The sequence below is a fragment of the Mycolicibacterium komossense genome (assembly GCF_025822605.1).
In the GTDB taxonomy this organism is placed as follows: Bacteria; Actinomycetota; Actinomycetes; order Mycobacteriales; family Mycobacteriaceae; genus Mycobacterium; species Mycobacterium komossense.
In genome coordinates this window covers 185,345-211,154 of the sequence record NZ_JACKTY010000018.1, presented here as the reverse complement: position 1 = coordinate 211,154, position 25,810 = coordinate 185,345, and the positions used below count along the sequence as shown (strand labels likewise).

The window sequence follows — 25,810 nt, the reverse complement described above, 5'->3', positions numbered from 1 at the left end:
CGATGACACCCGAGATGGCCGACGCATTCGGGCGGGAACTCGACGCGCTCAAGGAAAAGGTGATCGCCGATCTGGGCGAGCGCGATGCCACCTATATCCGCCGCGTCATCAAGGCCCAACGTGCACTCGAAGTCGGCGGCCGCGGGCTGCTGTTCGCCGGCGTCCTGCCGCCGGCCTGGATCGCCGGCACCGCCATGCTGGCGGTGTCAAAGATCCTGGACAACATGGAGATCGGCCACAACGTCATGCACGGTCAATACGACTGGATGGGCGATCCTGCACTCACCGGGCGTAACTTCGAATGGGATTCGGCCTGCCCCGGTGACCAGTGGCGGCACTCGCACAACTACATGCACCACACGCACACGAATATCGTCGGTATGGATCGCGATATCGGTTACGGCATCCTGCGGATGAGCGAGGATCAGCGTTGGAAGCCCTACTTCTTGGGCAACCCGGTGTACGCGTTTCTGCTGATGGTGCTGTTCCAGTACGGTGTCGCACTGCACGAGCTGGAGACCGAGCGAATCCGCTCCGGGGAGATCAGCATCGCCGATAAGAAAGAGACGTTGGCGGGCATCTGGAACAAGGTCAAGCGGCAGACGCTGAAAGACTATGTCGCCTTCCCGCTGCTGGCCGGACCCTTCGCGCCATGGGTGTTCGCCGGCAACATGACCGCGAACCTGGTTCGCAACGTCTGGTCCTACGCGATCATCTTCTGTGGCCACTTCCCGGACGGCACACAGGAATTCAGTGTCGAGGAAACCGAGAACGAGAGCCGCGGCATGTGGTATTTCCGGCAGATCCTCGGCTCGGCGAATCTCACCGGCGGCAAGTGGTTCCACCTGCTCAGCGGCAACCTATCCTTCCAGATCGAACACCATCTGTTCCCGGATATCCCCGCGTTCCGGCATGCGGAGATCGCCGAAGAAGTGCAGGCGATCTGCAAGCGCTACGGCGTGCCCTACAACACCGGCCCGTTGCCCAAGCAGTTCGCTTCGGTGGTTCGCAAGATCGTGAAATTAGCACTGCCATAGAGTGATTAGCACTTAATGAGGTGCGGTGACGCGACGAGACGTACCTGCTCTCCGGCGGACAGCTACTTGGGCTTGGACAGGTCGTAGGCCGTCGCACCGTCGGTGTCGATCGGGCTGAACGTCGCGGTGACCCAGTCGGTGATGTCCGAGTGTCCACGCCCGCCGGGGCCGGCGCCTCGACCGCCCTTGCGCACGACGAAGTAACTCACCCGGTGCTGTGCGACATCCTGTTTGAACTCGTCCAGCGTCGGCACCGGGTCTTGACCAGTGAACCCGCCGACTGCCATGACCGAAGTCTCGGTGGACAATTCGAGGGCGGCGGCCGCCGACGAGCCAGCGGTGGCAGCCGACCAGGTGCTGTGCGTTCCCCGCAGCAATGAATCCAGCTGGGGGTTGTCCGGGGACTGGCCCCAGCCGCCGGGGGAGTGGTCGGCCTCGGCGGGGCCCACGGTGGGGCCGCCCCCCTGATGTGGCTGACCGATGGTAACCACCGCATACGCGGCAGGTCCAGCCAGCGCCGCCACCAGGCCGAAAGCAACCGCGCCCAGGGTGACCCGTCGTCGATTGCGCAGCGTCGACACCGGCAGCAGCGCCAGTGCGGCCACGACGGTGACCAGGAGGATCGTCCACCGCAACGCCGGCATCCACTCGCTGTTGTGGTTCAGGGTCAACCAACCCCAGACTCCGGTCGTCAACACCAGTGCCACCAGACCGGCTCGGCCGTAACGGGATTCGCGACATTCCCACATCTCGCGCACACCGATCGCGAACATGCCCGCCACTGCGGGTGCCAGTGACAGACTGTAATACGGGTGGATCATGCCGTGCATGTAACTCAGCACCACGCCGTCGACCAGCAGCCAACCGCCGAACAGGATCGCCCCCGCCCGCACCATGTCGGTTCGCGGCGCACGACCCCGGGAGATCAGCACCAGCACCAAGGCAAGCAGCGCCGCGGGTACCAACCAGCCGATCTCGAAGGCGAATTCGCCGGAGAACAACCGGGTCACCCCCTCGCTCTGCGAGCCGAAACCGGCGAACCCGTGTCCGCCGCCGGGGTTGTATTGCTCTTGATCGACCACCATCGCGCCAATCTGGCCCTGCGACCAACTGCCGGGACCCATGTGGTTGCGGCCGAGCACCCTGGCGAAACCGTTGTAGCCCAGCACCAGGTTCATGAAGTTGTTGTCGGTCGAGCCGGCGATATAGGGGCGCGACGACGCCGGCCACAGCAGCGTCAACACCACGAACCAGCCCGACGAGACAAGGAACGTGACCAAGGCGCCCAACAGGTGCAGCAACCGTCGTCGCACCGGAACCGGTGCGGCTACCAGATAGGCCAGGCCGATCGCCGGCATGACCATCAGGCCTTCGAGCATCTTGGCCAGGAACGCAAAGCCGAGTGCCGCACCGGCCAGCGCCATCCACGTGGCGCTACCGCGCTGGAGAGCGCGGACCGTGCAGTAGGCGGCCAGCATCATCAGCAGCACCATGGCGGCGTCGGGATTGTTGAAACGGAACATCAACGCGGCCACCGGTGTCAGGGCCAATGCCGCCCCGGCGAGCAGCGCGGCATTGCGTCCGCTGATCCGGGCGACGGCGGCATACAGCAGCGCAACGGACGCTACTGCCATCAGCGCCTGCGGAATCAGCATGCTGGCGCTGCTGAAACCGAACAGCTGCCCGGACAGGCCCATCACCCACTGCGAGACCGGTGGCTTGTCGACGGTGATGAAGTTCGCCGGGTCAAGCGAACCGAAGAGCAGCGCCTCCCAGTTCTTCGAGCCCGCCCAGGCGGCGCCTGCGTAGAACTGGTTCCCCATGCCGTTGACGGTGATGTTCCACAGGTACAACGTCGCTGTGGCGATCAGCAGCACGGCCAGCCCGATGCGATCCCAGCGGGAGGCCGGTGCGGCCGCCCCCCGGGGGTGATCGTCGTCGCTGGCCTCGGTCGCCCGGGGCGGGTTCACCGCCGTGTTCGTTAACCCAGTTGTCACATGATCTATTGAGGCACGCGTAACCGGGGCTGGTCTGTGAGCCTGCCGGAAGGCCGCTGTGTGCGGTGGTGAATAAGGGTCTGAGCAGCTAAAGCGCTAGGTTGGCAGCGATGTCACAACCTGATAACCCGTCGCCAGGCGCGTCGCTTCCACGCGGAATGGCACTGCTGGTGGCGGGGGCGTTCTTCATGGAAATCCTCGACGCCACCATCATCACGCCCGCCATCCCGCGGATCGCCGACTCGTTCGGTGTCCAGGCCGTCGACGTCAACATCGCGATCTCGGCCTATCTCGTCACGGTGGCGGTACTCATTCCCGCCAGTGGCTGGATGGCCGACCGGTTCGGCATCCGGCGGGTGTTCATCGCGGCGATCGCCGTCTTCACGCTTGCCTCGATCGGCTGTGCGCTGGCGGTATCGCTGCCGGTGCTCGTGGTGATGCGGGTGATGCAGGGGATCGGCGGCGCGATGATGGTGCCCGTCGGCCGGCTTGCCGTGCTGCGGTTCAGTGATAAATCCGAGCTGGTCAGGGTCATCGCACTGCTCACCTGGCCGGCGCTGGCGGCCCCGGTGCTGGCGCCTGTCATCGGTGGCGGCATTGCGACGGTGGGTTCGTGGCGCTGGATCTTCATCGTCAACATCCCCATCGGCATCATCGGATTCCTGTTGGCGCGCAAGCTGGTCCGCGGTGATCCGGCACCGACGACGCGACCACTGGACTGGCGCGGCATGCTGGGCCTTGGCGTCGGGATCGCCGCAGCGCTGATCGGTCTGGAGTACATCCGGGTCAGTGGCACGGACTGGCTGGTGCTGGGAGTGTGGGCGGCGGTCGCGGTGGTGGCAGCGTCGGCCGCGCTGCGGCACTTGCTGACGTCGCCGTCGCCGTTGGTTCAGTTGCGTGTGCTTCGGGTGCGCACGTTGCGGATCACGGTGTCCGCCGGATCGCTGTACCGGTTGGTGATCACCGCCGTGCCGTTCCTGCTGCCGCTGCAGTTTCAGCTGGAATTCGGCTGGTCGCCGCTCGCGGCCGGCTTGATGGTGGCCGCGTTGTTCGCGGGAAACCTGACGATCAAGCCCACGACGACCCCGCTGATGCGCCGTTTCGGGATCCGGCGGGTGCTGCTGGTCAACGGGGTGCTGTCGGTGGGCTGGTTCGCCCTGCTGACAACGCTGGGACCCGGCATGCCGGTGTGGTTGATCGCGGTGATCCTCTATGTCAGTGGCGCGCTTCGCTCCATCGGTTTCACCGCCTACAACAGCCTGGCATTCTCCGAGGTCGACGGTGACGACCTCACCCATGCCAACACGCTGAACGCCGCCGTGCAGGAACTGGCCGCGGGCCTGGGCATCGCGGTGGCCGCGGTGCTGCTCAGCCTGTTCACCTCCTACGCGGTGACCTTCGCCGTGCTCGGCGTGGTGCTCGCGCTCACCCTGGTCGAGACGCTCCGATTACCGCGCGATGCGGGCTCGGCGGTTGTTTAGGGTTGTGCTGCCTCGTTCCTCGGCGGCATCGGTCGACTCGGCTACGGCGGTACTGCCTCGCTCCTCAACCGTCTCGTTCCTCGGCGGCATCGGTCGACTCGGCTAGGGCCGCACCAGGATTCGGATCGGATTGCCATCCTGCTTCTCCAGCATCTCGATGCCGTGGGCGATGTCCTCCAGCGGCACGACGGCGCTGATCGACCGCGACAGATCGAGACGCCCCCGCGACACCAGGTTCGCCAGGGTTTCGATGTCGACGTTCTGATAGCCGAGGTGACCGAGCACTTGCTTCTTACTCAGCCCGAACATCGCCGTCATCCCGATTGTCGGTGTCTCGGCGCTCATTCCGACTCCGACCAGCCGGCCACCGACGGTCAAGCTGTCCAGCGCCTGCTCGAAGGTGACCTTCAGCCCGACGGCGTCGAACGCGACATCGAGTTTGCGGCCGGCGGTGGCCTCGCTGATCTTGTCCTGCAACGCCTCGTCGCGGGAGTCGAACGCGTAGTCGGCGCCCAACTCGAGGGCCCGACCACGGACGGCGGGGTTGAGGTCGATGGCGATGATCGGTGCCGCGCCCACCAGTCGGGCCAGCTGCACGATGTGGGTGCCGATCCCGCCGACACCCCACACGCCGACCGATTCGCCAACTGCGACTTTGCCGGTCCGGACCACTGCACCGAACGGCGTGGACACGGCATCGGCCAGAATCGCCGCCTGCTCGAACGGCACATTGTCCGGAATCCGGGTCAGGCTTGCGGCCTGGCCGACGGTGTACTCGGCCCAGCCGCCGTCATAGGCGAAGGCCATCAACCGAATCCGCAGGCAGTTGGAGAAATCCGCTCGTCGGCAGTTCGGGCAGTCCAGGCACGGTTTACCGGCCGCCAGGATGACGCGGTCACCTTCGCGCCAGCCGGTGACGTCGGGCCCGAGCTTCGCGACGGTGCCCGACGCCTCGTGGCCTTGGGTCACGACGGGCAGCTGCGCGGGGAACGTGCCGTTGATCAGGCTGAGGTCCGAATGGCAGATACCGCAGAACTCGACCTTGACCAGCACTTCGCCGGGCCCTGGTTCGGGGACCGGCACGTCCTCTACGGCGTAGGTCCTGGTGGCGGAGTAGAAACGCTGGGCGCGCATGGTGTGAGGCATGATCGGCGCCATCACTCGACGCCGATCATCACCTCGGTGGACTTGATCAGCACCGTGGCGGGCTGACCCACCACCAGGCCGAGATCCTCCGCCGCGTCCTTGGTGATCGAGGCGGTCACGATCTGTTCGCCGCCGTCGAGCTTGACCTTGACGGTGGCCATCACCGAACCGAGGGTGACGTCGGTGATGGTGCCGGTGAGCTGATTCCGTGTCGACAGTCGCATGTTTGAGAGCGTAGCTCCCGCTGGTGCGTCACTAGAGTGAGTTGAATGGCAAGGAAGCTGGCGACTGCGGATCGGGTCGGGCTCGACGAGCTGTTGGCGTTCGTCACCCCACGACACAACATGGTGCTCACCACATTTCGTAAAGACGGCAGTCCGCAGAGCTCACCGGTGACCGGAGGCGTCGACGATCAAGGACGGCTGGTCATTTCGAGCTACCCGCAGCGGGCCAAGAGCGTCAACGCCCGCCGAACTGGTACCGCCAGCGTGCTCGTGCTGTCCGACGAATTCAACGGAGCCTATGTCCAGATCGACGGCGACGCCGAGGTGATCGATCTGCCCGACGCCGTCGAGCCGCTGGTCGACTACTACCGAGCCATCGCCGGCGAACACCCGGACTGGGCGGAGTACCGGGAGGCGATGGCCAAGCAGGGCAAGTGCCTGATCCGGGTCACGCCGCGGCGCTGGGGACCGGTGGCCACCGGTGGTTTCCCGCCGGAGATGGCCTGACGCTTCTCCGGCGTTGCCGAGCGGACGCACTCTGAAACGTCGCGATACGGCCTAACCTGACCGGTGATGGAGCTCCCGCCGATTCCGCTGCGCCAGCACGACGGGGTCTCCTGCGGTCCCAGCGTCGCCATCGTCGCCGGTGCACTGCTGGACCCGGGTTACCGCAGCGAGCTGTCGACCGCGGGCTGGTTCGCCGCCGAGCAGGGCCAGGTTCATCGCGCGATGAGACGGATCTGGCCGCGGTTTCTGGGTATGACGCCCACGGCAATGGCGCGGGCGATCAGCGGCCACAGCGGTGGGATGCGGTACCGCTGGCGGCTGGTTCGCCGCCACGATCGCCTGCTCGACGTCCGGGAGGCCGTGCTGCTGGGCTGGCCGGTGCCGATGCTGGTCGGCCGATTCATCCCGCGCCACTGGGTGCTGCTGGTCGGCGTGGCGGGAACCCAGGCATTCCAGTGCTACGAACCGTCGTCCGGGGAGGTACGCACGGTGGCTGCTGACGCGATCCGTGTCGCTCGGCTGACCGGGGTGGGTTTTCCGCGGCCGGTCGCGTTCGTACTGCCGGCCCGGGGGCGGTAGAGAACTGGCCGTGGCTCAAGAAATGGCGGCAGCGACGTCGTCGAAGGCGGCAATGGTCGGGAAAAGCTTGGCGTCGTCTTGCGGGTACGGCCAGGACGACAGCTTGGCGGCCACCATGTTCGCCGACCGATTGACGTAGATCATCTGGCCGTGAATGCCGATGCACAGCAACACATTATCGCCGGGGTATGGCAGCCAGAACTTGTTGCGGTACATGCCGCCGGGCATGCCGAAGTTGTCCGGGCTCGCTGCGAAGGCGGCGCGCGAATCGGTTCCGCCGGCGCGGGTGTCGGCGATCCAGCGCTCGGGAAGCACCTGCTGGCCCGTCAGCGAGACGCCGTCGCCCGCATACAGGTAACCGAACCGAACCAGGTCGCGCAGACAGGCGTTGATGCCGCCGTCGAACATGCCGGTGCCGACTGAGTCGACGCCGATCAGCGCGTCGCTCTGCGCGCCGAGCTTGCTCCACAGCAGCTGTGACATCAGCTCGGGCATCCGCACCCCGGACGCGGCCTCGCAGATCCAGCCGAGCACATCGGTTTCGCACGAGCGGTAGTGGAACGGGCCGCCGTGCGCCGACTCCTGTCGCAGGGTCAGCAGGTAGTCGTACATGGTCGACGGCAAGTCGGGCACGGTGCGCGGCGCCCAGCCGATCGCCTGCTCCAGCAGTCGCACCTGTGCCAGCGGATCGAGGTACTCCTCGGAAAACGCTATGCCCGAACGCATATCGAGCAGATTGCGCACTGTCGCACCCGCGTATCCCGAGTCGGCCAGGGCCGGCACATAGGTGGTCAGTTCGGCATCGACGTCGAGGACGCCGGCGTGGTCGAGCGCTCCGACGACAGTCGCCACCAGAGACTTGCTCACCGACATCAGCAGATGTGCGGTGTCGGCGGTCATCCCGTCGTAGTACTGCTCGGCCAGAACCTTGCCGTGCTGCGTGACGATCCAGCCGTCGGTGGCGGTCGTGGCCATCACCGCGCCGACGGTCCGGCCGACTGTCTGATCGGTGAGTGGGATGTCTGCGATGAGTTGAGATGCTGGGCGGAGTTCTGCCACCGGACCAGAACCACGTGAAATTGCCGCTGTCGGAAGGAAATCCGCGAGATGTTGAAACGCCCAGTGCAGATGTGTCGGCAGCTGCCAATTTGCCAGCCTCAGATCTGGCGGCACGTGGCCTGAGTTACCGCCGTTCACTGCGGGTGTCCGTACCGCAACAGGGCGGCCGAGGCGGCGACCGCGGTGCCCGCGATCCCGCGGATGTCCCCGCCGTCTTCGAGGGTGAGGGCGGTCAGCTCGCGCAACCCGCCGAGCAGGATCAGGGCCAGCGGCCGGCTGATCGGCGGCAGGTCGGCCCGCGTGAATCCTGGGTTGGCGGACAGGTCGACCAACATGTCGGTGAACCGCTGCATGCCCCGGCGTTGCACGGATCGGGCGGCCTCGCCCAAGGCCGGAAACTCCCGGATCCAGGTCAGCCAGATGGGCGGTCGCGATTCGATGGTGCCGACATAGGAATCGATGGCCTGTTCGACCTGGGTATACCAATCGGCTTCGGGGTCCACGGCGGCGCGGATATCGGCGATCATCCGGTCGTTGTCGATATCGAGTAGTTCCAGCAGGCAATCGTCCTTACTGGCGAACTGCCCGTAGAACGTGCGCTTCGAGGTCTTGGCGTGCCGAACGATGTCGGCGACGGTGGTCTCGCGGTAACCGCGCTCACGAATGGACTGGCCGAGCCCGTCGAGCAGCCGGCCGCGAAACGGGTGCCCGGTGCCGCCCGGCTCGGTCGCGCCATGGCGTTCGGCTGTATCGGGTGAGGTCACCGCCGTCGTCCTCCAATTCCGCCAGCCTCTTGCCCGGCCCTGGTACTAGGGAGTACCGTACTCCAGAAGCCGGCGGTACGACGCGGTACCGCGCCCTGCCTGGGAGGGATACCGACATGACCGAGACCGTCATCGGACAGGAGACGGATCTGCCATTGCAGGTCCCGCCTTCGCCGCGGATTCCCAAGGTGCTTCAGGCCGCCGCATTCGTGGCGCTGCGCAGGCCGATGACCCGGCTGCTGGCACCGAAATACGACGGGGCTTTCACGCTGCGGATCCCGGTTTTCGGCAATGTCGTGATCGTCACCGACCCGGCGATGGCCAAGCAGGTCTTCACCACCAGCACCGACGATCTGGGCAATCTGCAGCCGAACCTGAGCCGGGTGTTCGGCCCAGGATCGGTATTCGCCCTCGAGGGTGCCGATCACCGCAAGCGGCGTAAGTTGCTCACCCCGCCGTTTCACGGCAGGAGCATCAAGAACTACGAGAAAATCGTCGAAGAGGAGACGCTGCGGGAAACGGCGTCCTGGCCGCAGGGTGTCGAGTTCGAGACTCTCGAACCGATGATGCGCATCACCCTGAACATCATCCTGCGGGCGATCTTCGGTGCCGACGGCGCCGAATTGGAGAAGCTGCGCCGGATCATCCCGCCGTGGGTGACGCTGGGTTCGCGACTGGTGGTGCTGCCGACGCCGACGCGCGATTTCGGCCGCTTCAGTCCGTGGCGCAAGCTGGCGGACTACCGCCGCGAATACAACGCCGTCATCGATTTCCTGATCGAGCAGGCCACGGCAGACCCCCGCCTCGACGAGCGCACCGATGTGTTGGCGCTATTCCTGCGCAGCACCTACGAGGACGGTTCGGCGATGTCGCGCAGCGAGATTGCCGATGAGCTGTTGACGTTGTTGGCGGCGGGGCACGAAACGACGGCCTCGACGCTGGCGTGGGCCTTCGAGCGCCTCTCGCGGCACCCTCGGGTGCTCGCGGATCTGGTCGCGGAGGCCGACGCCGACACCGATGGCGCCGAGTTGCGTCAGGCCACGATTCTCGAAGTGCAGCGGGCCCGCACGGTGATCGACTTCGCCGGCCGCCACGTGCTCGCCCCGTCGATCGAGCTGGGGCAGTGGCGAATTCCGAAGGGCTATTCGGTGATGGTCAGCATCGGCCAGTTGCACTCCAACACTGATGAATTCCCGAACCCGGATCAGTTCGACCCGCAGCGCTTCATCGGTAACCGACCCAACACGTTCGCCTGGATTCCGTTCGGCGGCGGCACCCGCCGCTGCGTCGGTGCGGCGTTCGCGAATATGGAGATGGACGTCGTATTGCGAACGGTTTTGCGGCACTTCACTATCGAGACGACATCGAAGCCGGACGAGAAGTGGCATTCGCGCGGTGTGGCATTCACTCCGAAAAAGGGCGGCCGCGTCACTGTGCGCAGGCGCTGACTAGACTGGCCGTGTCGGAAATGCCCGGCGCGCAAGCATACTCACCGCGAGGCCGGCACCGATCAATGCCGCTGCGACCCACGGCAACCCGCTCAGACCGGTGAGCGGGAGCAACGCTGCACCGATCGCAGCTCCGCCGGCGATCCCGAAGTTGGCACTCGCGTTGACCCAGGCGCCGGCCAGCTCCGGGGCCACCGCATGGGTGCGCACCGCGCAGGCCTGGTAGATCGACGGAACGCCGCCGAACACGCCGTTCCAGATCGCCGCCGCGACGATCACCGGCACGAGCAGCGGAAATCCGGCGCCCAGGACGAGGATCGCCACGATGCTCAAGCCCAGGCCGACACCCATGGTGCGTCGCGGTCGACGGTCCAAATTCTTTGCGGCATAAGCCAGTCCGGCCAACCCGCAGACACCGCACAACAGCAGCAGCGGACCGACGAACGCCGGGCGGGCGCCCGCCGCCAGGAACAGCACGCTGACAAACGTGTACAGCGTGAACTGGCCGAGGTAAGTCAGCGAGTTGGATGCCACGACCGCCGTCAAAGCGGCACGACCGCTGTGGTTTTGCACTGGTCGCACGGGCGCCTCGTTGCTGACCGGTGGTAGCAGTTTCGCGACGAGGGCCAGGGTGAGCAACGAAAGGGCAGCCAGTCCGGTGAAGGAGACCCGCCAGCCCAGCGCGGTCCCGAGCGAGGTGGCCAGCGGGACACCGACGATGAAGCCCGCGGTGGCTCCACCGGTCGCGATGGCCAGCGCCCGCCCGACCTGCGCGCCGGTGACCAGGCGTGGCACGTAGCCGATGCAGAGGGAGAAGAACAGGGCGTGCGTGGTCCCGCCGATGGCCCGTCCGGCGGCCAGCACGGCGAAGGTGGGAGCCAGGGCGACGATCACATTGCTGATCGCGTAGCAGAGCACGGTTGCCAGCAGCAGTGGCTTGCGCGCGAACCTGGCGGTGGCCACGGTCAGGGGAACGGCCAACGACGCGACCATGACGGCGTAGAGGCTCACCAGAAGCCCGGTGACCGAGTCCGTGATCCGGAACGACTGCCCGATCGCCGGCAGGAGTCCGACCGGGAGCATCTCCGTCGTGACCGCCAGGCACGACGCCATCGCCAGGGACAGCAGTCCGGCTCGATGCTGGCGCAGACCGCCGTGCACAGGGTCGACCAGTGTCGTCGAACTCGGTGATGTCACTGCCATGAATATACTCAGTGATCGAGTTTAAACAAGTGAGAATATGACTGACTGAGATGACCCGCGAAAACCAGGACTCCCCGTCTGCGGCGCAACAGCGCTGGTTCGGTGCTGCCCAGCTCATCGCGCTAGCTCGTGCCGAGCCGGGGATCACCAGGGCCGCGGCGGCGGGGCAGCTGGGGATCAGCACCGGCGGCGCGGCCGATCTGGTCGCTCGATTGCGCAAGGCGCGGCTGCTCGACGAGACCCCGGCGCCCGCCGCGGGCCGCGGAAGGCCGACGACCATCCTCGGTGCTCATCCGGACGGGCCGCAGGTGCTGGCAGCCGAACTGCGGGCCGGGGACTGGCGGCTGGCGCTCGCCGGGCTCGACGGCCAACTCGCGATCGTGGCGCAGGCCCGCCATGCCGGCGGCAGCCAGCAGCAGCTGCTGGCGGACATGGCGGCGGCGATCGCGGCCGTCCGAGCCCGGCAGGCGGGCCGGATCCGGGCCGTCGCGGTATCGGTGGCGGGCACCGTCAGTGACGCCCGGTTGGTGCAGTTCACCACCAGGGGCTGGACCGACGTCGACCTGTCGGTCTTGACGGCAGAGCTGCCCGGCGGCGCCGCGGATATCCCGTTGCTGCTGGGCAACGATGCGACGCTGGCCGGTCTGGCCGAGGCCCGCACGGGCGCCGCCCGCGGCGCCGGCACCGCACTGCACGTGCTCGTCGCGGTCGGCCTCGGCGGCACGCTGGTGGTCAATGGTGAGCCGGTCACCGGCGCGCACGGCGCCGCGGGCGAATACGGCCACGTGCCGTTCGGCGACCGCGCGATGGTCTGTCCGTGCGGTGCACGGGGCTGCTGGGATCTGTCGATCGACGGCAGGGCCGTGGCTCGTCACCTCGGCGATCCGCCGCCCGATGACCCCGTCGGCTACGCCCATGACGTGCTGGGTCGAGCCGCTGTCGGTGACACGCGCACGGCGCTGGAGTCCGTCGCCTCGGCGCTCGGCGCCGGCATCGGAGGGCTGGTGAATCTGCACGATCCCGATGTCGTGACCCTCAGCGGCCTGGCCGTGCCGTTCCGGGCGGCGGCCCCGCAGGCCTTTTCCGACGCCTACCGCGACGGGCTGATGGCCTTCCGGAAATCATCGGCACCACCGGTTCGCGACGGCGATCACGGCGACGACGGGTCCCTGCGCGGTGCGACGACGTGGGCGCTCGACCACATAACGACAGAAATCGCACTGGCCCAATGGGCGCAGCGCGACTCGTGATACGTGCCTTACTGACTGACTACCGGCTGGCTTCTATTGGCTTCTATTGGGCGTTCTGGCCGCCGGTGTACCCGACCCGGGTCGACACGATGCCGGGTTGGTTGCGGATCAGATCCTGCATACCCGGTTCCTCCTCCTCGAAAGTCGTTGGAGGAGAGCGGCTTCGACCATTATCGCGGGAACCGGCAAGACCCGCCTGGCGACCGGCATCGTGGTTGCGACGTTGACTGGAACCCACCTTGCCGGCAACGCCCGGCTGGTTCGCGGCGAGCCACACGGCGAACTAGTGATGCTCGCTTAGGCCACCGGGGGCACCTCCGGCGGAGCTTCCAGTTGCGGATAGGCGGGGGGAGCTGCCGTGGCTCGGCGAGAGGCCCACACGCTGACCGGCTTGCTGCTCGGCCTGCAGGGCGCGCCGATGGTGGCGGCTCCGTCGAAAAGGACTGTCAGATAACCATTTTCGCGACCCAGCGCAACCGGCCGGTGATCGACTTCTCCGGCCGACGCGTCATGGCGGGTTACGCAAGGCTATTCGGCTGTGTTACACGTCGCGGTATCGGTGCCGGCTTCGCCTATATGGTGATGGACGTCGTCCTACGAACGGTGTTGCGTCACTTCACCATTGCGATAGCAGCCGCGCCGGGTGAAAAAATGGCGTTCACGCCGAAGAAGGCGGGCGCGTCGTCGGGTGTCGACGAAACGCGCCCACCAGCGGGAACTAGACGCGCGCTCGCTTCGGTAGCTTCCAACCGGCCCTGGGGAAGTGGCAGGTATAGCCGTTCGGGTAGTGCTCGAGATAGTCCTGGTGCTCCGGTTCGGCCAACCAGAAGTCACTGGCCGGCGTCACCTCGGTGACCACCTTGCCCGGCCACAGGCCGGAGGCGTCGACATCGGCGATGGTGTCCAGCGCAACGCGCTTCTGCTCGTCGTCGAGATAGAAGATCGCCGATCGGTAGCTGCTGCCGACGTCGTTGCCCTGCCGATTCTTCGTCGACGGGTCGTGGATCTGGAAGAAGAACTCCAGGATATTCCGGAAATCGGTCTGGGCCGGGTCGTAGGTGATCTCGATGGCCTCGGCATGGCCGGGGTGATTGCGGTAGGTGGGGTTGGCGTTCTGGCCGCCGGTGTACCCGACCCGGGTGGACACGATGCCGGGTTGCTTGCGGATCAGATCTTGCATGCCCCAGAAGCAGCCGCCCGCCAGGATCGCCTTCTGATAGTCGCTCACTTGTCCTCCTTGGTCTGCGTGGCCTTCTCGAACAGGGGCTGGTACTCGCCGTAGCCCTGCGCCGCGAGGTCATCGCGATGGATGAACTTCAGCGAAGCCGAGTTGATGCAGTAGCGCAACCCGCCCTCGGATTTCGGTCCGTCGTTGAAGACGTGGCCCAGGTGGCTGTCGCCGTGCGCGGACCGCACCTCGGTGCGCAGCATCAGATGACTGAAGTCGCGCTTGGAGATCACGTTCTCGGTTGAGATCGGCCGGGTGAAACTGGGCCAGCCCGAGCCGCTCTCGAATTTGTCGGTGGAGGCGAACAGCGGCTCGCCGGAGACCACGTCGACGTAGATGCCTGGCTCGTGGTTGTCCCAGTACTCACCGGTGAACGGCCGCTCAGTGCCGTTCTTCTGGGTGACCTGGTACTGCTCGGGCGACAGTGCGCTCACAGCCGCCGGGTTCTTGTTGTATGCCGGTTTCTGATTGGGGTATGCCATCGGGCCCTTCCTGGATTGTGCCTGGAACAACCTCAACTGAGGTGCAGATAATCCCATGTCAGACGCGCCCCGATGGACCACAATCGAGAGTGTGCCGACCTTGCACTCAGTCAACGTGGGGCTGCCCAAGAACGTGCCCTGGAACGACGAGATCGTGTTCACCAGCGTGTGGAAAACACCGGTGGACGGCCCGCGGATGGTCCGCAGGCTCAACATCGACGGTGACGGGCAGGGTGATCTGCACGGGCATGGCGGCGAACACCGCGCCGTCTTCGTCTACCAACTCGACTCGTACCGCTACTGGCAGGAGTTTCTCGGCCGATCAGCCATCGAGACCGGGCAGTTCGGCGAGAACTTCACCGTCGATGGCTTGACCGACGACACGGTGTGCATCGGTGATCGCTATCAGATCGGCGAGGCACTGTTCGAAGTCACCCAACCGCGTGTGACGTGCTTCCGGCTCGGGATGCGGATGGCCGAGCCGCGGATGCCGGCGCTGGTGGTCGCGCACCATCGGCCCGGCTTCTACTTTCGGGTGATCACCGAAGGTCTCGTCGCGCCCGGTGACGACATCGTGAAAACCCATTCCGGGGAGGGGCAGGTGAGTGTCGCCGAGGCGGACGCGCTGCTGTACCTGCCCAACCGGGATCCTGCCCGGCTGGCGGTCGCCGCGGCCATTCCGGCGCTGAGCCAAGGCTGGCGGCAGTCTTTCCTGGAACTGTTGGCTCCTGCCCCGGTCCCGACGGGGTGGCCGGGATTCCGGCTGTTCCGGGTCAGCCGGGTGCAGGTGGAGACGGCCGACGTCACGTCGATCTACCTGCGCGGCGACGTCTCCACACCCCCGGTGCCGGGCCAGTATCTGACCGTGCGGGTGCCTATCGGTGATCGGCGTGAGGTCCGCAGCTATTCGATCTCCGGCTGGCGCCCGGGTGAATACCGGATCAGCGTCAAGCAGGAACCGCACGGTGCGGTCAGCCGATATCTGCACCAGACCGTAGCCGTCGGCGGGGCGATCGAAATTGCTTCGCCGCGAGGCGAATTCGTTCTCGATGACGGTGACGAGCCGGTGCTGTTGGTGTCGGCGGGTATCGGTGCCACGCCGGTGCTGGCGATGCTGGCCCACCTCGCCGCGGCGGCCAGCGCCCGGCAGGTGTGGTGGATCCACGTCGCACGCGACGAGCAACTCCACGTCTTCGCTGCCGAGGCGCATGGCCTGATCGCCCGGTTGTCCGACGGCCACGAGCGAACGTTCCACACTGCCACCGAGTCGCGCCCCGACGCCACTGCGCTTGGCGCCCTTGGCCTTCCGTCGATCGCGTCGGCGTACCTCTGTGGACCGGACGCGTTCATGACCGACATGACGGCGGCACTGATCTCGCTGGGAATGGCACCGACCGCGATTCACAGCGAGATTTTCGGCGCTCGGTCGGCCATCAACCCTGGCGTGCTCGCGGCGGATCATCCCGAACCGCATCAGCCCCCGGGTCCGCCCGGTGCGGGGCCGCTTGTCACGTTCGCCAGGTCGGGGTTGGGCGTCCACTGGGCGCCGCAGCAACGGACCATCCTTGAGCTGGCAGAGGCGTGCGATGTGCCGACGCGGTGGTCATGTCGCACCGGCGTCTGTCACACCTGTTCGACGGCGGTGCTGTCGGGCGATACGGCCTACATGACGGAACCGCTCGAGCTACCGCCGGCCGGTGAGGTGTTGATTTGCTGCGCTGCCCCCACCGACGATCTGGTGCTGGATCTGTAGAGTCCCGATTCTCGACCGACCTGGCGCGCGCCGCCGAATCCCCGAGTGCCAGAATTGGCCCATCGTCGGCAACACCGCACCGGGGCAGGGGAGTTGGCGGATGGGTCCAAGACGGAGCGCTCGCCGTCATCGATTGCGGCTGCGTACCGACGCAGGCCGCGGCGTCTACGGGCGTCAGCAAGTCCGCCTGCTCCGGATCTTTCTGGGCGCCACGACTTTTCTGTTCGTCTACGGCGTGGTGTTCACTTTCTTTCCGGTCCGCCACGATCTGACGTATTCGAATCCGACGGGGGGCGTCGCGGCGATCGGTCTGGGGCTTGCGGCGCTGGCCTGGCTTGCGGTCCGGCCCGACCAACTCGCCCCGGCAACGATCGCGGCCATGGCCGCCACGCCGATCGTGATGGCCTTCCACCGCGCGATCATGGCCGAGTTCGCCTGCCTGCTCGCGCCGATGTTCCTGGCGATGTATCTGCGCGCGTTCAACCCGCCTCGCCGTGGCGTGATTCTGGTGGGTGTGCTCACCGCCGCAACGGTGCTCGCGCTGGCCGTCGCACCGGCACCGAAGTTGTCGATCGACTACTTCATCTTCGCGGTCGCTATCGTCGGCGCCGCCGAAACGTTCGGGCTGGTGACGCGGGCGCTGGTGGCCGCCGCGTGTACCGATCCCTTGACGGGTCTCCTCAACCGAGCCGGCTGGGAACTCGCCACGGCGGATCTGCTCGCGCGGTCCCGCTCGGCGCAATGGACCGTCACGGTGGTCGTCCTGGACATCGACGACTTCAAGCAGATCAACGACACCCGTGGACATCTCGCAGGTGACGAGCATCTGATCGAGCACGCCAAGAGCTGGCGCAGTATCGCGCCGGCGGGCGCGGTGGTGGCCAGACTCGGCGGTGACGAGTTCGCCGCCTGCATTTCGGATCGAGCCGGCCGCGAGCCCACTGTCGCGGAGAAATTCGTGGGAGGTATCCGACTGCACACGCCCGACACCAGTATCGGGACCGCGTCGGCAGCCGGTGACAGCGCGGATATCGCAGAGCTGTACGGCCGCGCCGACTCCGAGCTCTATGAGGCAAAGGGCAAGAACCGCCGCCGCTCGCCCGGCCCCTGATCGATGGTCCGCTGTCGATTCTCGACAAACGTAGATAGAACGTGTTCTAGTTTTTAACTGTGACTCGCACTTCTGCATCCCCGAAGGCCTTTACCCACGACGAACTGGCGGCAGCCTTTCAGACTTTCGAGCAGACGGTCGACCGGGCCGCCAAGACCCAGGACTGGGATGCATGGGTGGCGCACTACACCGACGACATCACCTACGTGGAGCACGCGGCGGGCACCATGCACGGCCGCGACGAGGTCCGCGAGTGGATATACCGGACCATGACGGTGTTCCCCGGCAGCTACATGACGGCGTTCCCGTCGCTGTGGACCGTGATCGACGAACCGACCGGTCGCGTCATCTGCGAGCTGGACAACCCGATGCGAGATCCTGGTGACGGCACCATTATCAGCGCCACGAACATCTCGATCGTCACCTACGCCGGCGACGGCAAGTGGAGCCGGCAGGAGGACGTCTACAACCCGCTGCGCTTCGTGAAGGCGACGCTCAAATGGTGCCGCAAGGCAGCCGAACTCGGCACCCTCGACGCCGAGGCCGAGGCCTGGATGAAGCAGTACGGAGACAAGAAGACGTCATGAGCAATCCTCCGAAACTTGTGATAGGCGCCAACGGCTACCTCGGCTCGCACGTCACCCGCCAGCTCGTCGCCGATGGCGCCGAGGTGCGAGTGATGGTGCGGTCCGGCGCGAACACCGTCAGCATCGACGACCTCGACGTCACCCGCTTCGTCGGCGACATTTTCGATCTGGACACCGTGCGGGAGGCGATGGACGGCTGCGATGTCGTCTATTACTGCGTGGTGGACACCCGCGCGTGGTTGCGCGACACCGGTCCGCTGTTCCACACCAATGTCGAGGGACTCCGTGGGGTGCTCGACGTGGCCAGCCAACTGGCCGCCACAGGCAGCCTGAAGAAATTCGTCTTCACCAGCAGCTATTCGACGGTCGGGCGCAAGCGTGGCCGAGTCGCCACCGAGGCCGACCAGATCGACCGCAGGCATCTGACGGCGTATGTGCAGTCCCGGATCCAGGCCGAGGATCTCGTCCTGGCCGCTGCGAAAGAGCGTGGTCTGCCCGCCGTCGCGATGTGTGTGTCCACCACCTACGGCCCCGGCGACTACGGGATGACGCCGCACGGCGCCCTGATCGCGGGCACGGTGTTCGGGAAGATGCCGTTCGTGCTGGACGGGATCTCGCTGGAAGCGGTCGGTGTCGCGGACGCCGCGCGGGCGATGATCCTGGCCGCCGAACGCGGAACCGTCGGGGAGCGCTATCTGATCTCCGAGCGAATGATCAGCAATCGCGAGGTGGTGCGGATCGCCGCCGACGAGGTCGGGGTGGCGCCGCCCAAGCGTTCGGTCCCCGTGCCTCTGCTGTACGGCATGGGCGCGCTGGGCACGCTGAAGGCTCGGTTCAAGGGCACCGACGAGCGGCTCACTCTTCAGTCGGTCCGGTTGATGCGGGCCGAGGCCGACGTGGACTGCTCCAAGGCCAAGCGTGAACTCGGCTGGCAGCCAATGCCAGTCGAGGATTCGATCCGTGAGGCCGCCAAATTCTGGTTGGCGCTGCGAGAGGCCAAGCGCAAGAGCAAGTAGACCAGCTAGACCCGACCTGCCGATGAGCTCGTCGTCGGGCGGGCCGTGTGCCTCACACCCGCAAGCGACGAATATTCGTTCCAGGGCATGACACGCCGAAGACTCGTCGCCACCGGGGTGCTTTTGTCTCGTCTGATGAAGGATCTTCATGGTGTGGGCCATCGTGGGTGTCGATGGGCCCCGTAATCGGCTCTCCCCCGGCATGTTCCGTGTCGTCGTGGGTATCCGGATGTCGGCCTGGCATTGTCCGCAGTGTGCACCGATCCTGCGCGGTGGGCATTACCCTTGAAGTCTCAGACGCAAGGGGACTGTATGGCTGACGATCGCGGGCCGAGTGGCGACGCGCGGGCAATTTTGACCGTCGCATCGTGTTTGAGCGCGAGCGTGCTCGCCCCAGTCGTGGTGGTGACAGGCCAGGATCGTCTTGACGTGGCCGTGACGTGGGTGTCGGTCATCGAGTGGCCGATTGAGAACTTCGTGTCGCCAGGTGATTTCGTTTTGACGACCGGGATGGGCTGCGACGCAGAACAACTGGAAGCTCTTGTCGAGCAGAGCGCCCACGCGGGTGCGGCAGCGGTGTGCTTGAGCGTCGGGGTGGGTGCGCATCATCCGGTGGTGCCGCCGGCCGTGCAGGACTGCGCACGCCGTCATGGGGTGGTGTTGTTGGCCATTCCCTGGGAGGTGCGGTTCTCCGATATTTCCCGGGTGCTGATCGACCTGCTCTACGTCCAGCGGTCGCACTCCGGTCGGGCCGGTGACGACCTGCCATCGGCGTTCACCCGTGCGCTTCTGGAGACCGGCGGCGTGGAGGGGATCGCGCATGCCTTGGAGGGTGTCACGGCAATGCCGTCGCTCATCCTGGACGTGAGCGGCGCGGTGATCGGGCAGGGTCCCCTTGCAGCAGACCTCACCATTGCCCCGCCAGGAGGGCCAAATCCCTTAGATCCCTTGCGGTCCCGGATGAATCACTCGCCGCCTTCCTCGCCCCGACGGATCGACGTCGCAGATGGGTCGTTCATCGTCGCGGCGATCGTCGGTCGCCGGCAGACGTTGGGTTGGGTAGTCGTGGTCGATCACGGAGGCGGGGGAGCGGTCGCCGCGGACGGTGTTGACGAAGCGGTGCGCCATGGGGCGACGGCGTGCGCGATCGAGTTGTTGCGTCAGGAGGCGGCCGAAGAGTTCGGCTCTCGCGCCAGGGGCCAGTTCATGTGGTGGGCAACTGGTTCCGAGGCGATTGGGACCGACGAACTTGCCGCTCGATCGGCCTTGTTGGGGTATCCGTCGAATGCCCGGCTTCAGGTGGCGCTCGGCCTGGTGGAGGCCTCTGATGACGGCACCGCCAGCATCAACGTTGCCGCCGACCTGACTCGGCGGGTGCGTATGCGCTTGCAGTACCCGGCCAGTGTGGCCACCCACCGCGAGAGTGAGATCTTGGTTTGCCTGGATCACCGTGAACCCGATTTGGCCTCGTTGCTCGATGAACCCGCACTCTCGCAGTTCTCCGACCGTGTGTCGTGGGGCCTCGCCGGCGGCGTTCACCATCTGGGGGATCTGTTCGAAGCCGCCGCGCAGGCGCGCACCGCGGTCGCGGTGACGCGGGCCACGGTGGGGCCTGGCAGGTTGGGACGGGCCGATGATCTAGGGCCGTTCATGTTGTTGAGCGCGTTGGCATCCGACCCGGTGGCCATCAACCTCGCTCGAGAGGCCGTCACGCCGTTGGAACGGGCCGACGGCGAACGGGGTTCCGATCTGTTGGGCACGCTGGCGGTCTACCTTGCGGAGAATGGCAACGTGTCCTCGGCGGCGCGGCGGCTGCATCTGAACCGGCACTCGTTGATCTACCGGCTCACCCGGATCGAGGAGCTGACCAAACGTGATCTCGATTCCCATGACGACCGGCTGATGCTGGACATCAGCATGCGCGTCCGGCGACTGAATTCGGCACTCTAGGTCCGCGTGCCAACTGACAGTGCCTCGATGCTGGTGGCGAGCCGCTGAATTCCCACCGCTGTGCGCTCGGGCGCTGTGGAGGCGAAGCACAGGCGCAGCGCGTCGCCGAAGTTGCCGCCGGCCGATAACGCGCGACCGGGAATGAAGGCGACGCCTCCGGCGAGCCCGGTTTCGAACAGCGTGGAGGTGTCGATACCCGGCACGGTCAGCCAGAGGAAGAAGCCTCCTGCCGGGTCGGTCCACGTCGCCTTGTCGGACAGATGGTGGGTCAGCTGGTCCTGCATCGCTCGCTTGCGGGTGCGGTAGAGGTCGCGCAGTCGGTCGAGGTGCGCCGGCAGGTGACCTCCGGTCAGGAAGTCGGCGACGACGAGTTGGCCGGGCAGATTCGTACAGGTATCCATGGCCTGCTTTGCGGCGATCATCTTCTCGACGATGCGGGGGTCGGCGTCGACCCATCCGACTCGTAGTCCCGGTGCGAGGACCTTGGAGAAGGTGCGTACCGAGAAGATCAGTGGGTCACCCTCGCCGAGGGCTCGCAGACTGGGCAGCGGTTGACCTTCGAATCTCAAGAGCCCGTAAGGATCGTCGTCGATGATGATGCAATTCCATTGCCGTGCCAGCTCGATCAGCTGGGTCCGGCGGGCCAACGACAGGGTGGTTCCCGACGGATTCTGGAAGTTCGGGATGACGTAGATGGCCTTGGGTGTGCGGCCGGCTCGTTTGACGATCTCGGGGAGCAGTTCGACAACCATCCCGTCCTGATCGGTGGGGACCTCCTCGATATCGGCGCCGTAGGACAGCATGGTGGCGGTGCCGTTGGTATAGGTCGGGGCTTCCACGATGACCAGGTCGCCGGGATCGACGAAGAGCTTGCCGGCCAGGTCCAGTCCTTGCATCCCGCCTGAGGTGATCATGAGCCGCTCGTCGACGGTGGCCTCGTCGGTGGTGTCGAGAAATTCCAGCAGCGCGGTCCGCAACAGGGGATGACCTTCGGTGGCGGCGTAGTCGAGGACGTCGGCACCGTGCGTGGCGCTGATGCGGCCGTTGATCTCACTCAGCAGATCGACGGGGATCGCCTCTGCGGCAGGGCTTCCCATCGCGAATCGGACGATATCGTGGCTTTGGCGCGCCAGCAACGAGGTGCTGGAGTCGATGACGGACCCGATCAGCGCGTCGCGTCGGGTAGACCAGGGCAGTGTGGTGGTACCGGTGGTGTAAGCGGTGGTCACGAGAGTCCTTCGTTCGGTGGCGGTGAGCGTGTTCACTGGGCGGTGTAGCCGCCGTCGATCGGCATGGTGGCGCCGGTGACATAGCGCGCGTCGTCGGAGGCGAGGTAGGCCACGGCGGCGGCGACGTCGTCGGGGTGGGCCAGCCGCCCAAGCGGGATGGCGCCCACCACGTCGTCCTCGGTCTGGGCTGGATCAGCTTGGGCCGCAAGCCATGCGTCGTAGAGCGGTGTCTTGGTCATGCCGGGAGCCACATCGTTGACGCGGATGTGCTTGGGTGCCAATTCGACGGCGGCGGCCCGAGTCAAGGACCGCATTGCCCCCTTGGAGGCGCTGTAGATCGCCATGGTGGGCACGCCGATCGTCGCTAGCCGCGACGTGATGTTGACGATGGCGCCGCCCCCGCTTTCCGTCATCGCCCGCGCTGCGGCTTGCAGCATGCGAATGGCCGCGAACACGTTGACCTCGAAGGTTTCTCGGATCTCGGCCATAGGAGTGTCGATCAGGCCGCCGGTGTGGTCGACGGCGGCATTGTTGACCAGCACGTCGAGGCGCCCGAATACCGCAGTGGCAGTATCCACGACGGTGTCGGCGCCTTCGGCGCTGGTCAGGTCGGCGGCGACGAAACGGGCCCGGTCGCCCAATCGTTGCACCACGTCGCGGCCGCGTTGTTCGTCGCGTCCGGTGATGACGACGGCCGCGCCTTCATCGTGCAGTCTGGCGGCGATCGTCCGGCCGATACCGGAGGTCGCTCCGGTCACGATCGCTGCCTTGCCATCGAAGCGGCCGGCCATTGGCTGTCTCCTGTTCGTTTGCGTCGTGGTGATGACGGTTGGTCGCGATCAGATTCGCAGTTCTGGGTACCGCCTCGGTAGCGACACAGTGATGGACAGGCGGGCTGATCCGTGCAACACCTTGCGCACAACAGTTTTCGCCCAGGTGTGGCCGCCGGCGCACCGCGCGTTCAGCGCTGCGCGATGTTGTAGAGCCGGATGTTCTGGTACTCCTCCAAGCCCTCGGAGCCACCCTCACGGCCGACACCGGAGTGTTTGATACCGCCGAAGGGTGCCGCGACGTTGGAGACGACGCCCTGATTGATACCGACCATGCCCGTCTCGAGGCGGTCGGCGACCGAAAGGACCCGGTCGATGTCCTGACCGAAGACGTAGCTGGCCAGCCCGTAGGGCGTGTCATTCGCCAACGCCAGCGCTTCGGCGTCCGTCGCGAATCGAGTGATCGTGGCGATCGGACCGAAGATCTCCGTATGCGCGATCCGTGAGTCCGGCCGCACCCGATCGAGCACTGTCGGGGCAAAGAAGCTGCCCGCAGAGTCGATCGAGTGCCCGCCGGTGAGCACCTCGGCTCCCTCCGAAATGGCCTTCTGGACCAATAATTCCATCGACGCCTGAGCCTTGGTGTCGATGAGCGGGCCCATCTGCACGCCGTGGCCCATGGCGTGCCCCACGACGGTCGCGCTCATCGCCTCGGTGAAGGCTTCGGTGAACGCCGCGGCGATCCCGTCCTGCACCAGGAACCGGTTGGCCGCAATACAAGACTGTCCACCGTTGCGCAGTTTGGCCTTCATCGCCCCGGCCACCGCGAGTTCGAGATCAGCGTCGTCCAGCACGAGGAACGGCGCGTTGCCACCGAGTTCCATCGAGGTACGCAGGACCTGGCCGGCGGCTTGCTCAAGCAGCTTGACACCGACCTCGGTGGATCCGGTGAACGAAACCTTGCGCACCCGTGAGTCGTTCATCACCGCGCTGCTCAACTCACCGGCCCGCGAGCTGGTTACGACGTTCACCACACCCTCGGGCACACCCGCCTCCCGCAACAGGTCGGCAAAGAGCAAGCTGGTCAGCGGCGTCAGTGTCGCGGGCTTGAGGATGACCGAGCAGCCTGCCGCCAGGGCCGGCGCGATCTTGCGGGTCGCCATCGCGAGCGGGAAGTTCCATGGCGTGATCAGCAGGCACAGGCCCACCGGCGAGCGGCTCGACAGCAACCGCCCGTCCCCGTAGGGGCTGGGCCGCACCGTCCCTCCCGGCCGAACCGCCTCGTCGGCGTACCACCGGACGAAGTCCGACCCGTAGACGAATTCGCCGCGCGCCTCGCTCAGAGGTTTACCCATCTCGCGAGCGATGAGCAACTCGAAGTCATTCTGGCGAGCCAGCATCAGCTCGTATGCTCGCCGCAGGACGTCGGAGCGCTGCCGCGTGGTGGTCGACGCCCACTCACGTCCTGCGTCGGCCGCCACGCCGACGGTGTGCCGGGCGGTGTCGGCGTCGGCGTCGAACACGACCTCAATCTGTTGGCCGGTGCCGGGATCGGCGATGCTCACCGGCGGGCGCGGCGACTTCTCGATCGGGATTCCGCCACCGACGCGTAACGCGGTGGGCAGGGCGGCGATGAGGTGATCCGAGGCCGCCAGCAGGCTGGGATCGGGCGCGACGAGCTGCGACGACAACAAAGGCGTCGTGGTCATACCGACACCGCCTGGGCGGCCGCGACGGCGCCAGCCACTGCCGCGGCGATCTGGTCGATCTCGCCCTCGGTTACCACGAACGGCGGACTGACTTGAATGGTGTTGCCCCGCAACATTCGAAGAATCACGCCGTTATCCAAGGCGTGATCGATGATCCGGTCGGCGGATAACGCCGCGTCGACCTGCACGCCCCCGATGAGCCCGCTGGTGCGCACCTCGACCACACCGGCTGTGCCGCAGAGGTTCCCCAGCACCTGCTCCAAGTGGTGCGCCAGGCGGGACACCCGTGGCAACAGATTCTCGTTCTGCAGGATGTCCAGGTGCGCCAATGCCACCGCGCAACCAACCGCGTGTCCGGCATACGTCGTCCCCTGCCGGTAGATCGGTGCGTCGGCACCGCTGAAGAACCGTTCCCAGATCCGGGGCGCCACCAGAACCCCACCGAGCGGGGCGTAGCCCGAGGTGATCCCCTTGGCCATCAACAGCATGTCAGGGGCGAAACCGAAGTACTCGCAGGCGAACATCTCGCCGGTACGCCCGAATCCGGTGATGACTTCATCAGCGATCAACAGGATGTCGTGCTGCGCCGCCAGCCGCTGCAGTCCTTCCAGATAGCCCGGAGGCGGCGGGTACACGCCACCGGTGCCCATGATCGGCTCGGTGATGATGGCGGCGATGTTGCCGGCGCCAAGGTCCAGGATCTGGCGCTCCACCGTGGCGATGTCGAGGTGATCGATGCGTGCGGTCTCCCGGATGAGCGATTCGGTTCCGTAGCCTTCCCGGTTGAAGTCCAAACCGGCGATGCTGGAACCGAATCCATGCACACCGTGATAGGAGTACTGGCGGCTGAGAACCATGCGCTTTCCGGTGCGGCCCTCCAGCTGCCAGTGTCGGCGGGCGAGTTTGCACGCCGCCTCGACCGCCTCGGAACCTCCGCTGCCGAAGATCACCTTCGGGTTCTTGATCGGTGACAATGCGCTGAGCCGGTCGGTCAGGGCCAGCGCCTGGTCGTTGGCGAACCGGTTGAACACGTGATAGGTCTCCAGCTTGACCATCTGCTCGTAGGCAACGCGGGCCAAGTCCGGGCGGCCGTGACCGATGTTGGCGTGCCAGAGCCCTGCTGTGGCGTCCAGTAGCCTTTCGCCGCTCCGGGTTTCGACATACGCACCGGAGCCGGCGGTGATGACGATGCGGCGGTCGGACACGGTCGGCATATGGGCTTGCGCACTCCACAGAGCGCTCCCGTCGACGGAGGTCATGAGTCGTCCTTTTCTCTGTTT

General features: G+C 66.1%; 23 protein-coding genes and 1 pseudogene. 11 read left to right on the top strand and 13 right to left on the bottom strand.

Going from position 1 to position 25,810, the window contains the following annotated elements; genetic code table 11:
- The first annotated feature begins 2 nt into the window (after positions 1-2).
- Positions 3-1,037 (top strand): fatty acid desaturase family protein, encoded by a 1,035-nt coding sequence (locus H7J73_RS07245; RefSeq protein WP_264066685.1) that lies wholly within the window; start codon positions 3-5, stop codon positions 1,035-1,037.
- A 62-nt stretch (positions 1,038-1,099) separates the two neighbouring features.
- On the opposite strand, the gene H7J73_RS07240 is transcribed toward H7J73_RS07245, so the two are convergent.
- Complete coding sequence (locus H7J73_RS07240; RefSeq protein WP_264066620.1) at positions 1,100-3,007, bottom strand: ArnT family glycosyltransferase; 1,908 nt, start codon at positions 3,005-3,007, stop codon at positions 1,100-1,102.
- A gap of 185 nt (positions 3,008-3,192) precedes the next feature.
- Between H7J73_RS07240 and H7J73_RS07235 the strand changes: the two genes are divergently transcribed.
- Positions 3,193-4,515 carry an MFS transporter gene (locus H7J73_RS07235; RefSeq protein ID WP_264066684.1) on the top strand — a complete coding sequence of 441 codons (1,323 nt, stop codon included), beginning with the start codon at positions 3,193-3,195 and terminating at the stop codon, positions 4,513-4,515.
- A gap of 102 nt (positions 4,516-4,617) precedes the next feature.
- On the opposite strand, the gene H7J73_RS07230 is transcribed toward H7J73_RS07235, so the two are convergent.
- Together H7J73_RS07230 and H7J73_RS07225 are read right to left on the bottom strand one after the other, a co-directional pair.
- On the bottom strand, positions 4,618-5,661 hold the full coding sequence (locus tag H7J73_RS07230; protein WP_264066619.1) for a zinc-binding dehydrogenase: 1,044 nt from the start codon (positions 5,659-5,661) through the stop codon (positions 4,618-4,620).
- Between the two features lie 11 nt (positions 5,662-5,672).
- Positions 5,673-5,885, bottom strand: a complete 213-nt coding sequence (locus H7J73_RS07225; protein WP_264066618.1) for a TOBE domain-containing protein — start codon at positions 5,883-5,885, stop codon at positions 5,673-5,675.
- A 45-nt stretch (positions 5,886-5,930) separates the two neighbouring features.
- Between H7J73_RS07225 and H7J73_RS07220 the strand changes: the two genes are divergently transcribed.
- Together H7J73_RS07220 and H7J73_RS07215 are read left to right on the top strand one after the other, a co-directional pair.
- Complete coding sequence (locus tag H7J73_RS07220; RefSeq protein ID WP_264066617.1) at positions 5,931-6,392, top strand: PPOX class F420-dependent oxidoreductase; 462 nt, start codon at positions 5,931-5,933, stop codon at positions 6,390-6,392.
- 66 nt (positions 6,393-6,458) lie between these two features.
- The gene (locus tag H7J73_RS07215) at positions 6,459-6,971 is read left to right on the top strand and encodes a hypothetical protein (protein ID WP_264066616.1); all 513 of its coding nucleotides are present in this window, start codon (positions 6,459-6,461) and stop codon (positions 6,969-6,971) included.
- A 15-nt stretch (positions 6,972-6,986) separates the two neighbouring features.
- Here the strand turns inward: H7J73_RS07215 and H7J73_RS07210 are convergent, their stop codons facing one another.
- Both H7J73_RS07210 and H7J73_RS07205 read right to left on the bottom strand, forming a co-directional pair.
- Positions 6,987-8,168: a serine hydrolase domain-containing protein gene (locus H7J73_RS07210; protein WP_435405438.1), complete on the bottom strand. Its 1,182-nt coding sequence runs from the start codon at positions 8,166-8,168 to the stop codon at positions 6,987-6,989.
- Complete coding sequence (locus tag H7J73_RS07205; protein ID WP_264066683.1) at positions 8,165-8,719, bottom strand: TetR/AcrR family transcriptional regulator; 555 nt, start codon at positions 8,717-8,719, stop codon at positions 8,165-8,167. The genes H7J73_RS07210 and H7J73_RS07205 overlap by 4 nt, the downstream gene beginning before the upstream one ends.
- Before the next feature lie 191 nt (positions 8,720-8,910).
- Between H7J73_RS07205 and H7J73_RS07200 the strand changes: the two genes are divergently transcribed.
- Entirely contained in the window at positions 8,911-10,242 is a 1,332-nt protein-coding gene (locus H7J73_RS07200) for a cytochrome P450 (protein ID WP_264066614.1), read from the top strand.
- Here H7J73_RS07200 and H7J73_RS07195 read toward each other — a convergent pair whose 3' ends face one another.
- Positions 10,243-11,445, bottom strand: coding sequence for an MFS transporter (locus H7J73_RS07195; RefSeq protein WP_435405437.1), 1,203 nt, complete (start codon positions 11,443-11,445; stop codon positions 10,243-10,245). It lies immediately after the preceding gene.
- A 50-nt stretch (positions 11,446-11,495) separates the two neighbouring features.
- Here H7J73_RS07195 and H7J73_RS07190 point away from each other — a divergent pair, with 50 nt between their 5' ends.
- On the top strand, positions 11,496-12,695 hold the full coding sequence (locus H7J73_RS07190) for an ROK family transcriptional regulator (RefSeq protein WP_264066613.1): 1,200 nt from the start codon (positions 11,496-11,498) through the stop codon (positions 12,693-12,695).
- Between the two features lie 52 nt (positions 12,696-12,747).
- On the opposite strand, the pseudogene H7J73_RS07185 reads toward H7J73_RS07190, so the two are convergent.
- The 3 genes and pseudogenes from H7J73_RS07185 to msrB form a co-directional block, all read right to left on the bottom strand.
- Positions 12,748-12,816 (bottom strand): annotated as a pseudogene (locus H7J73_RS07185) (peptide-methionine (S)-S-oxide reductase MsrA); the annotation flags it as partial.
- A gap of 597 nt (positions 12,817-13,413) precedes the next feature.
- Positions 13,414-13,923 carry a peptide-methionine (S)-S-oxide reductase MsrA gene (gene msrA, locus H7J73_RS07175; RefSeq protein WP_264066612.1) on the bottom strand — a complete coding sequence of 170 codons (510 nt, stop codon included), beginning with the start codon at positions 13,921-13,923 and terminating at the stop codon, positions 13,414-13,416.
- Positions 13,920-14,405: a peptide-methionine (R)-S-oxide reductase MsrB gene (gene msrB, locus H7J73_RS07170; RefSeq protein ID WP_264066611.1), complete on the bottom strand. Its 486-nt coding sequence runs from the start codon at positions 14,403-14,405 to the stop codon at positions 13,920-13,922. The genes msrA and msrB overlap by 4 nt, the downstream gene beginning before the upstream one ends.
- Positions 14,406-14,496: 91 nt before the next feature.
- On the opposite strand from msrB, the gene H7J73_RS07165 reads away from it, so the two are divergent.
- The 5 genes from H7J73_RS07165 (at position 14,497) to H7J73_RS07145 (ending at position 20,822) form a co-directional block, all read left to right on the top strand.
- Positions 14,497-16,158 (top strand): MOSC and FAD-binding oxidoreductase domain-containing protein, encoded by a 1,662-nt coding sequence (locus tag H7J73_RS07165; protein WP_264066610.1) that lies wholly within the window; start codon positions 14,497-14,499, stop codon positions 16,156-16,158.
- A 133-nt stretch (positions 16,159-16,291) separates the two neighbouring features.
- Entirely contained in the window at positions 16,292-17,269 is a 978-nt protein-coding gene (locus tag H7J73_RS07160; RefSeq protein ID WP_308207397.1) for a GGDEF domain-containing protein, read from the top strand.
- Between the two features lie 59 nt (positions 17,270-17,328).
- Entirely contained in the window at positions 17,329-17,856 is a 528-nt protein-coding gene (locus H7J73_RS07155) for a nuclear transport factor 2 family protein (RefSeq protein ID WP_264066608.1), read from the top strand.
- Positions 17,853-18,872, top strand: coding sequence for an NAD-dependent epimerase/dehydratase family protein (locus H7J73_RS07150; protein WP_264066607.1), 1,020 nt, complete (start codon positions 17,853-17,855; stop codon positions 18,870-18,872). Before H7J73_RS07155 ends, H7J73_RS07150 begins: the two co-directional genes overlap by 4 nt.
- A gap of 384 nt (positions 18,873-19,256) precedes the next feature.
- Positions 19,257-20,822, top strand: a complete 1,566-nt coding sequence (locus tag H7J73_RS07145; RefSeq protein ID WP_494337794.1) for a PucR family transcriptional regulator — start codon at positions 19,257-19,259, stop codon at positions 20,820-20,822.
- Here the strand turns inward: H7J73_RS07145 and H7J73_RS07140 are convergent.
- The 4 genes from H7J73_RS07140 to H7J73_RS07125 form a co-directional block, all read right to left on the bottom strand.
- Positions 20,819-22,051: an aminotransferase-like domain-containing protein gene (locus tag H7J73_RS07140; protein WP_264066605.1), complete on the bottom strand. Its 1,233-nt coding sequence runs from the start codon at positions 22,049-22,051 to the stop codon at positions 20,819-20,821. The two genes, H7J73_RS07145 and H7J73_RS07140, sit on opposite strands and share 4 nt — an antisense overlap.
- A gap of 32 nt (positions 22,052-22,083) precedes the next feature.
- Positions 22,084-22,842 (bottom strand): SDR family NAD(P)-dependent oxidoreductase, encoded by a 759-nt coding sequence (locus H7J73_RS07135; RefSeq protein WP_264066603.1) that lies wholly within the window; start codon positions 22,840-22,842, stop codon positions 22,084-22,086.
- Positions 22,843-23,012: 170 nt separating this feature from the next.
- Positions 23,013-24,530 carry an NAD-dependent succinate-semialdehyde dehydrogenase gene (locus H7J73_RS07130; protein ID WP_264066602.1) on the bottom strand — a complete coding sequence of 506 codons (1,518 nt, stop codon included), beginning with the start codon at positions 24,528-24,530 and terminating at the stop codon, positions 23,013-23,015.
- A complete protein-coding gene (locus H7J73_RS07125; protein ID WP_264066600.1) occupies positions 24,527-25,789 on the bottom strand; it encodes an aminotransferase family protein in 1,263 nt (420 codons plus the stop codon). The genes H7J73_RS07130 and H7J73_RS07125 overlap by 4 nt, the downstream gene beginning before the upstream one ends.
- Positions 25,790-25,810: the final 21 nt, after the last annotated feature.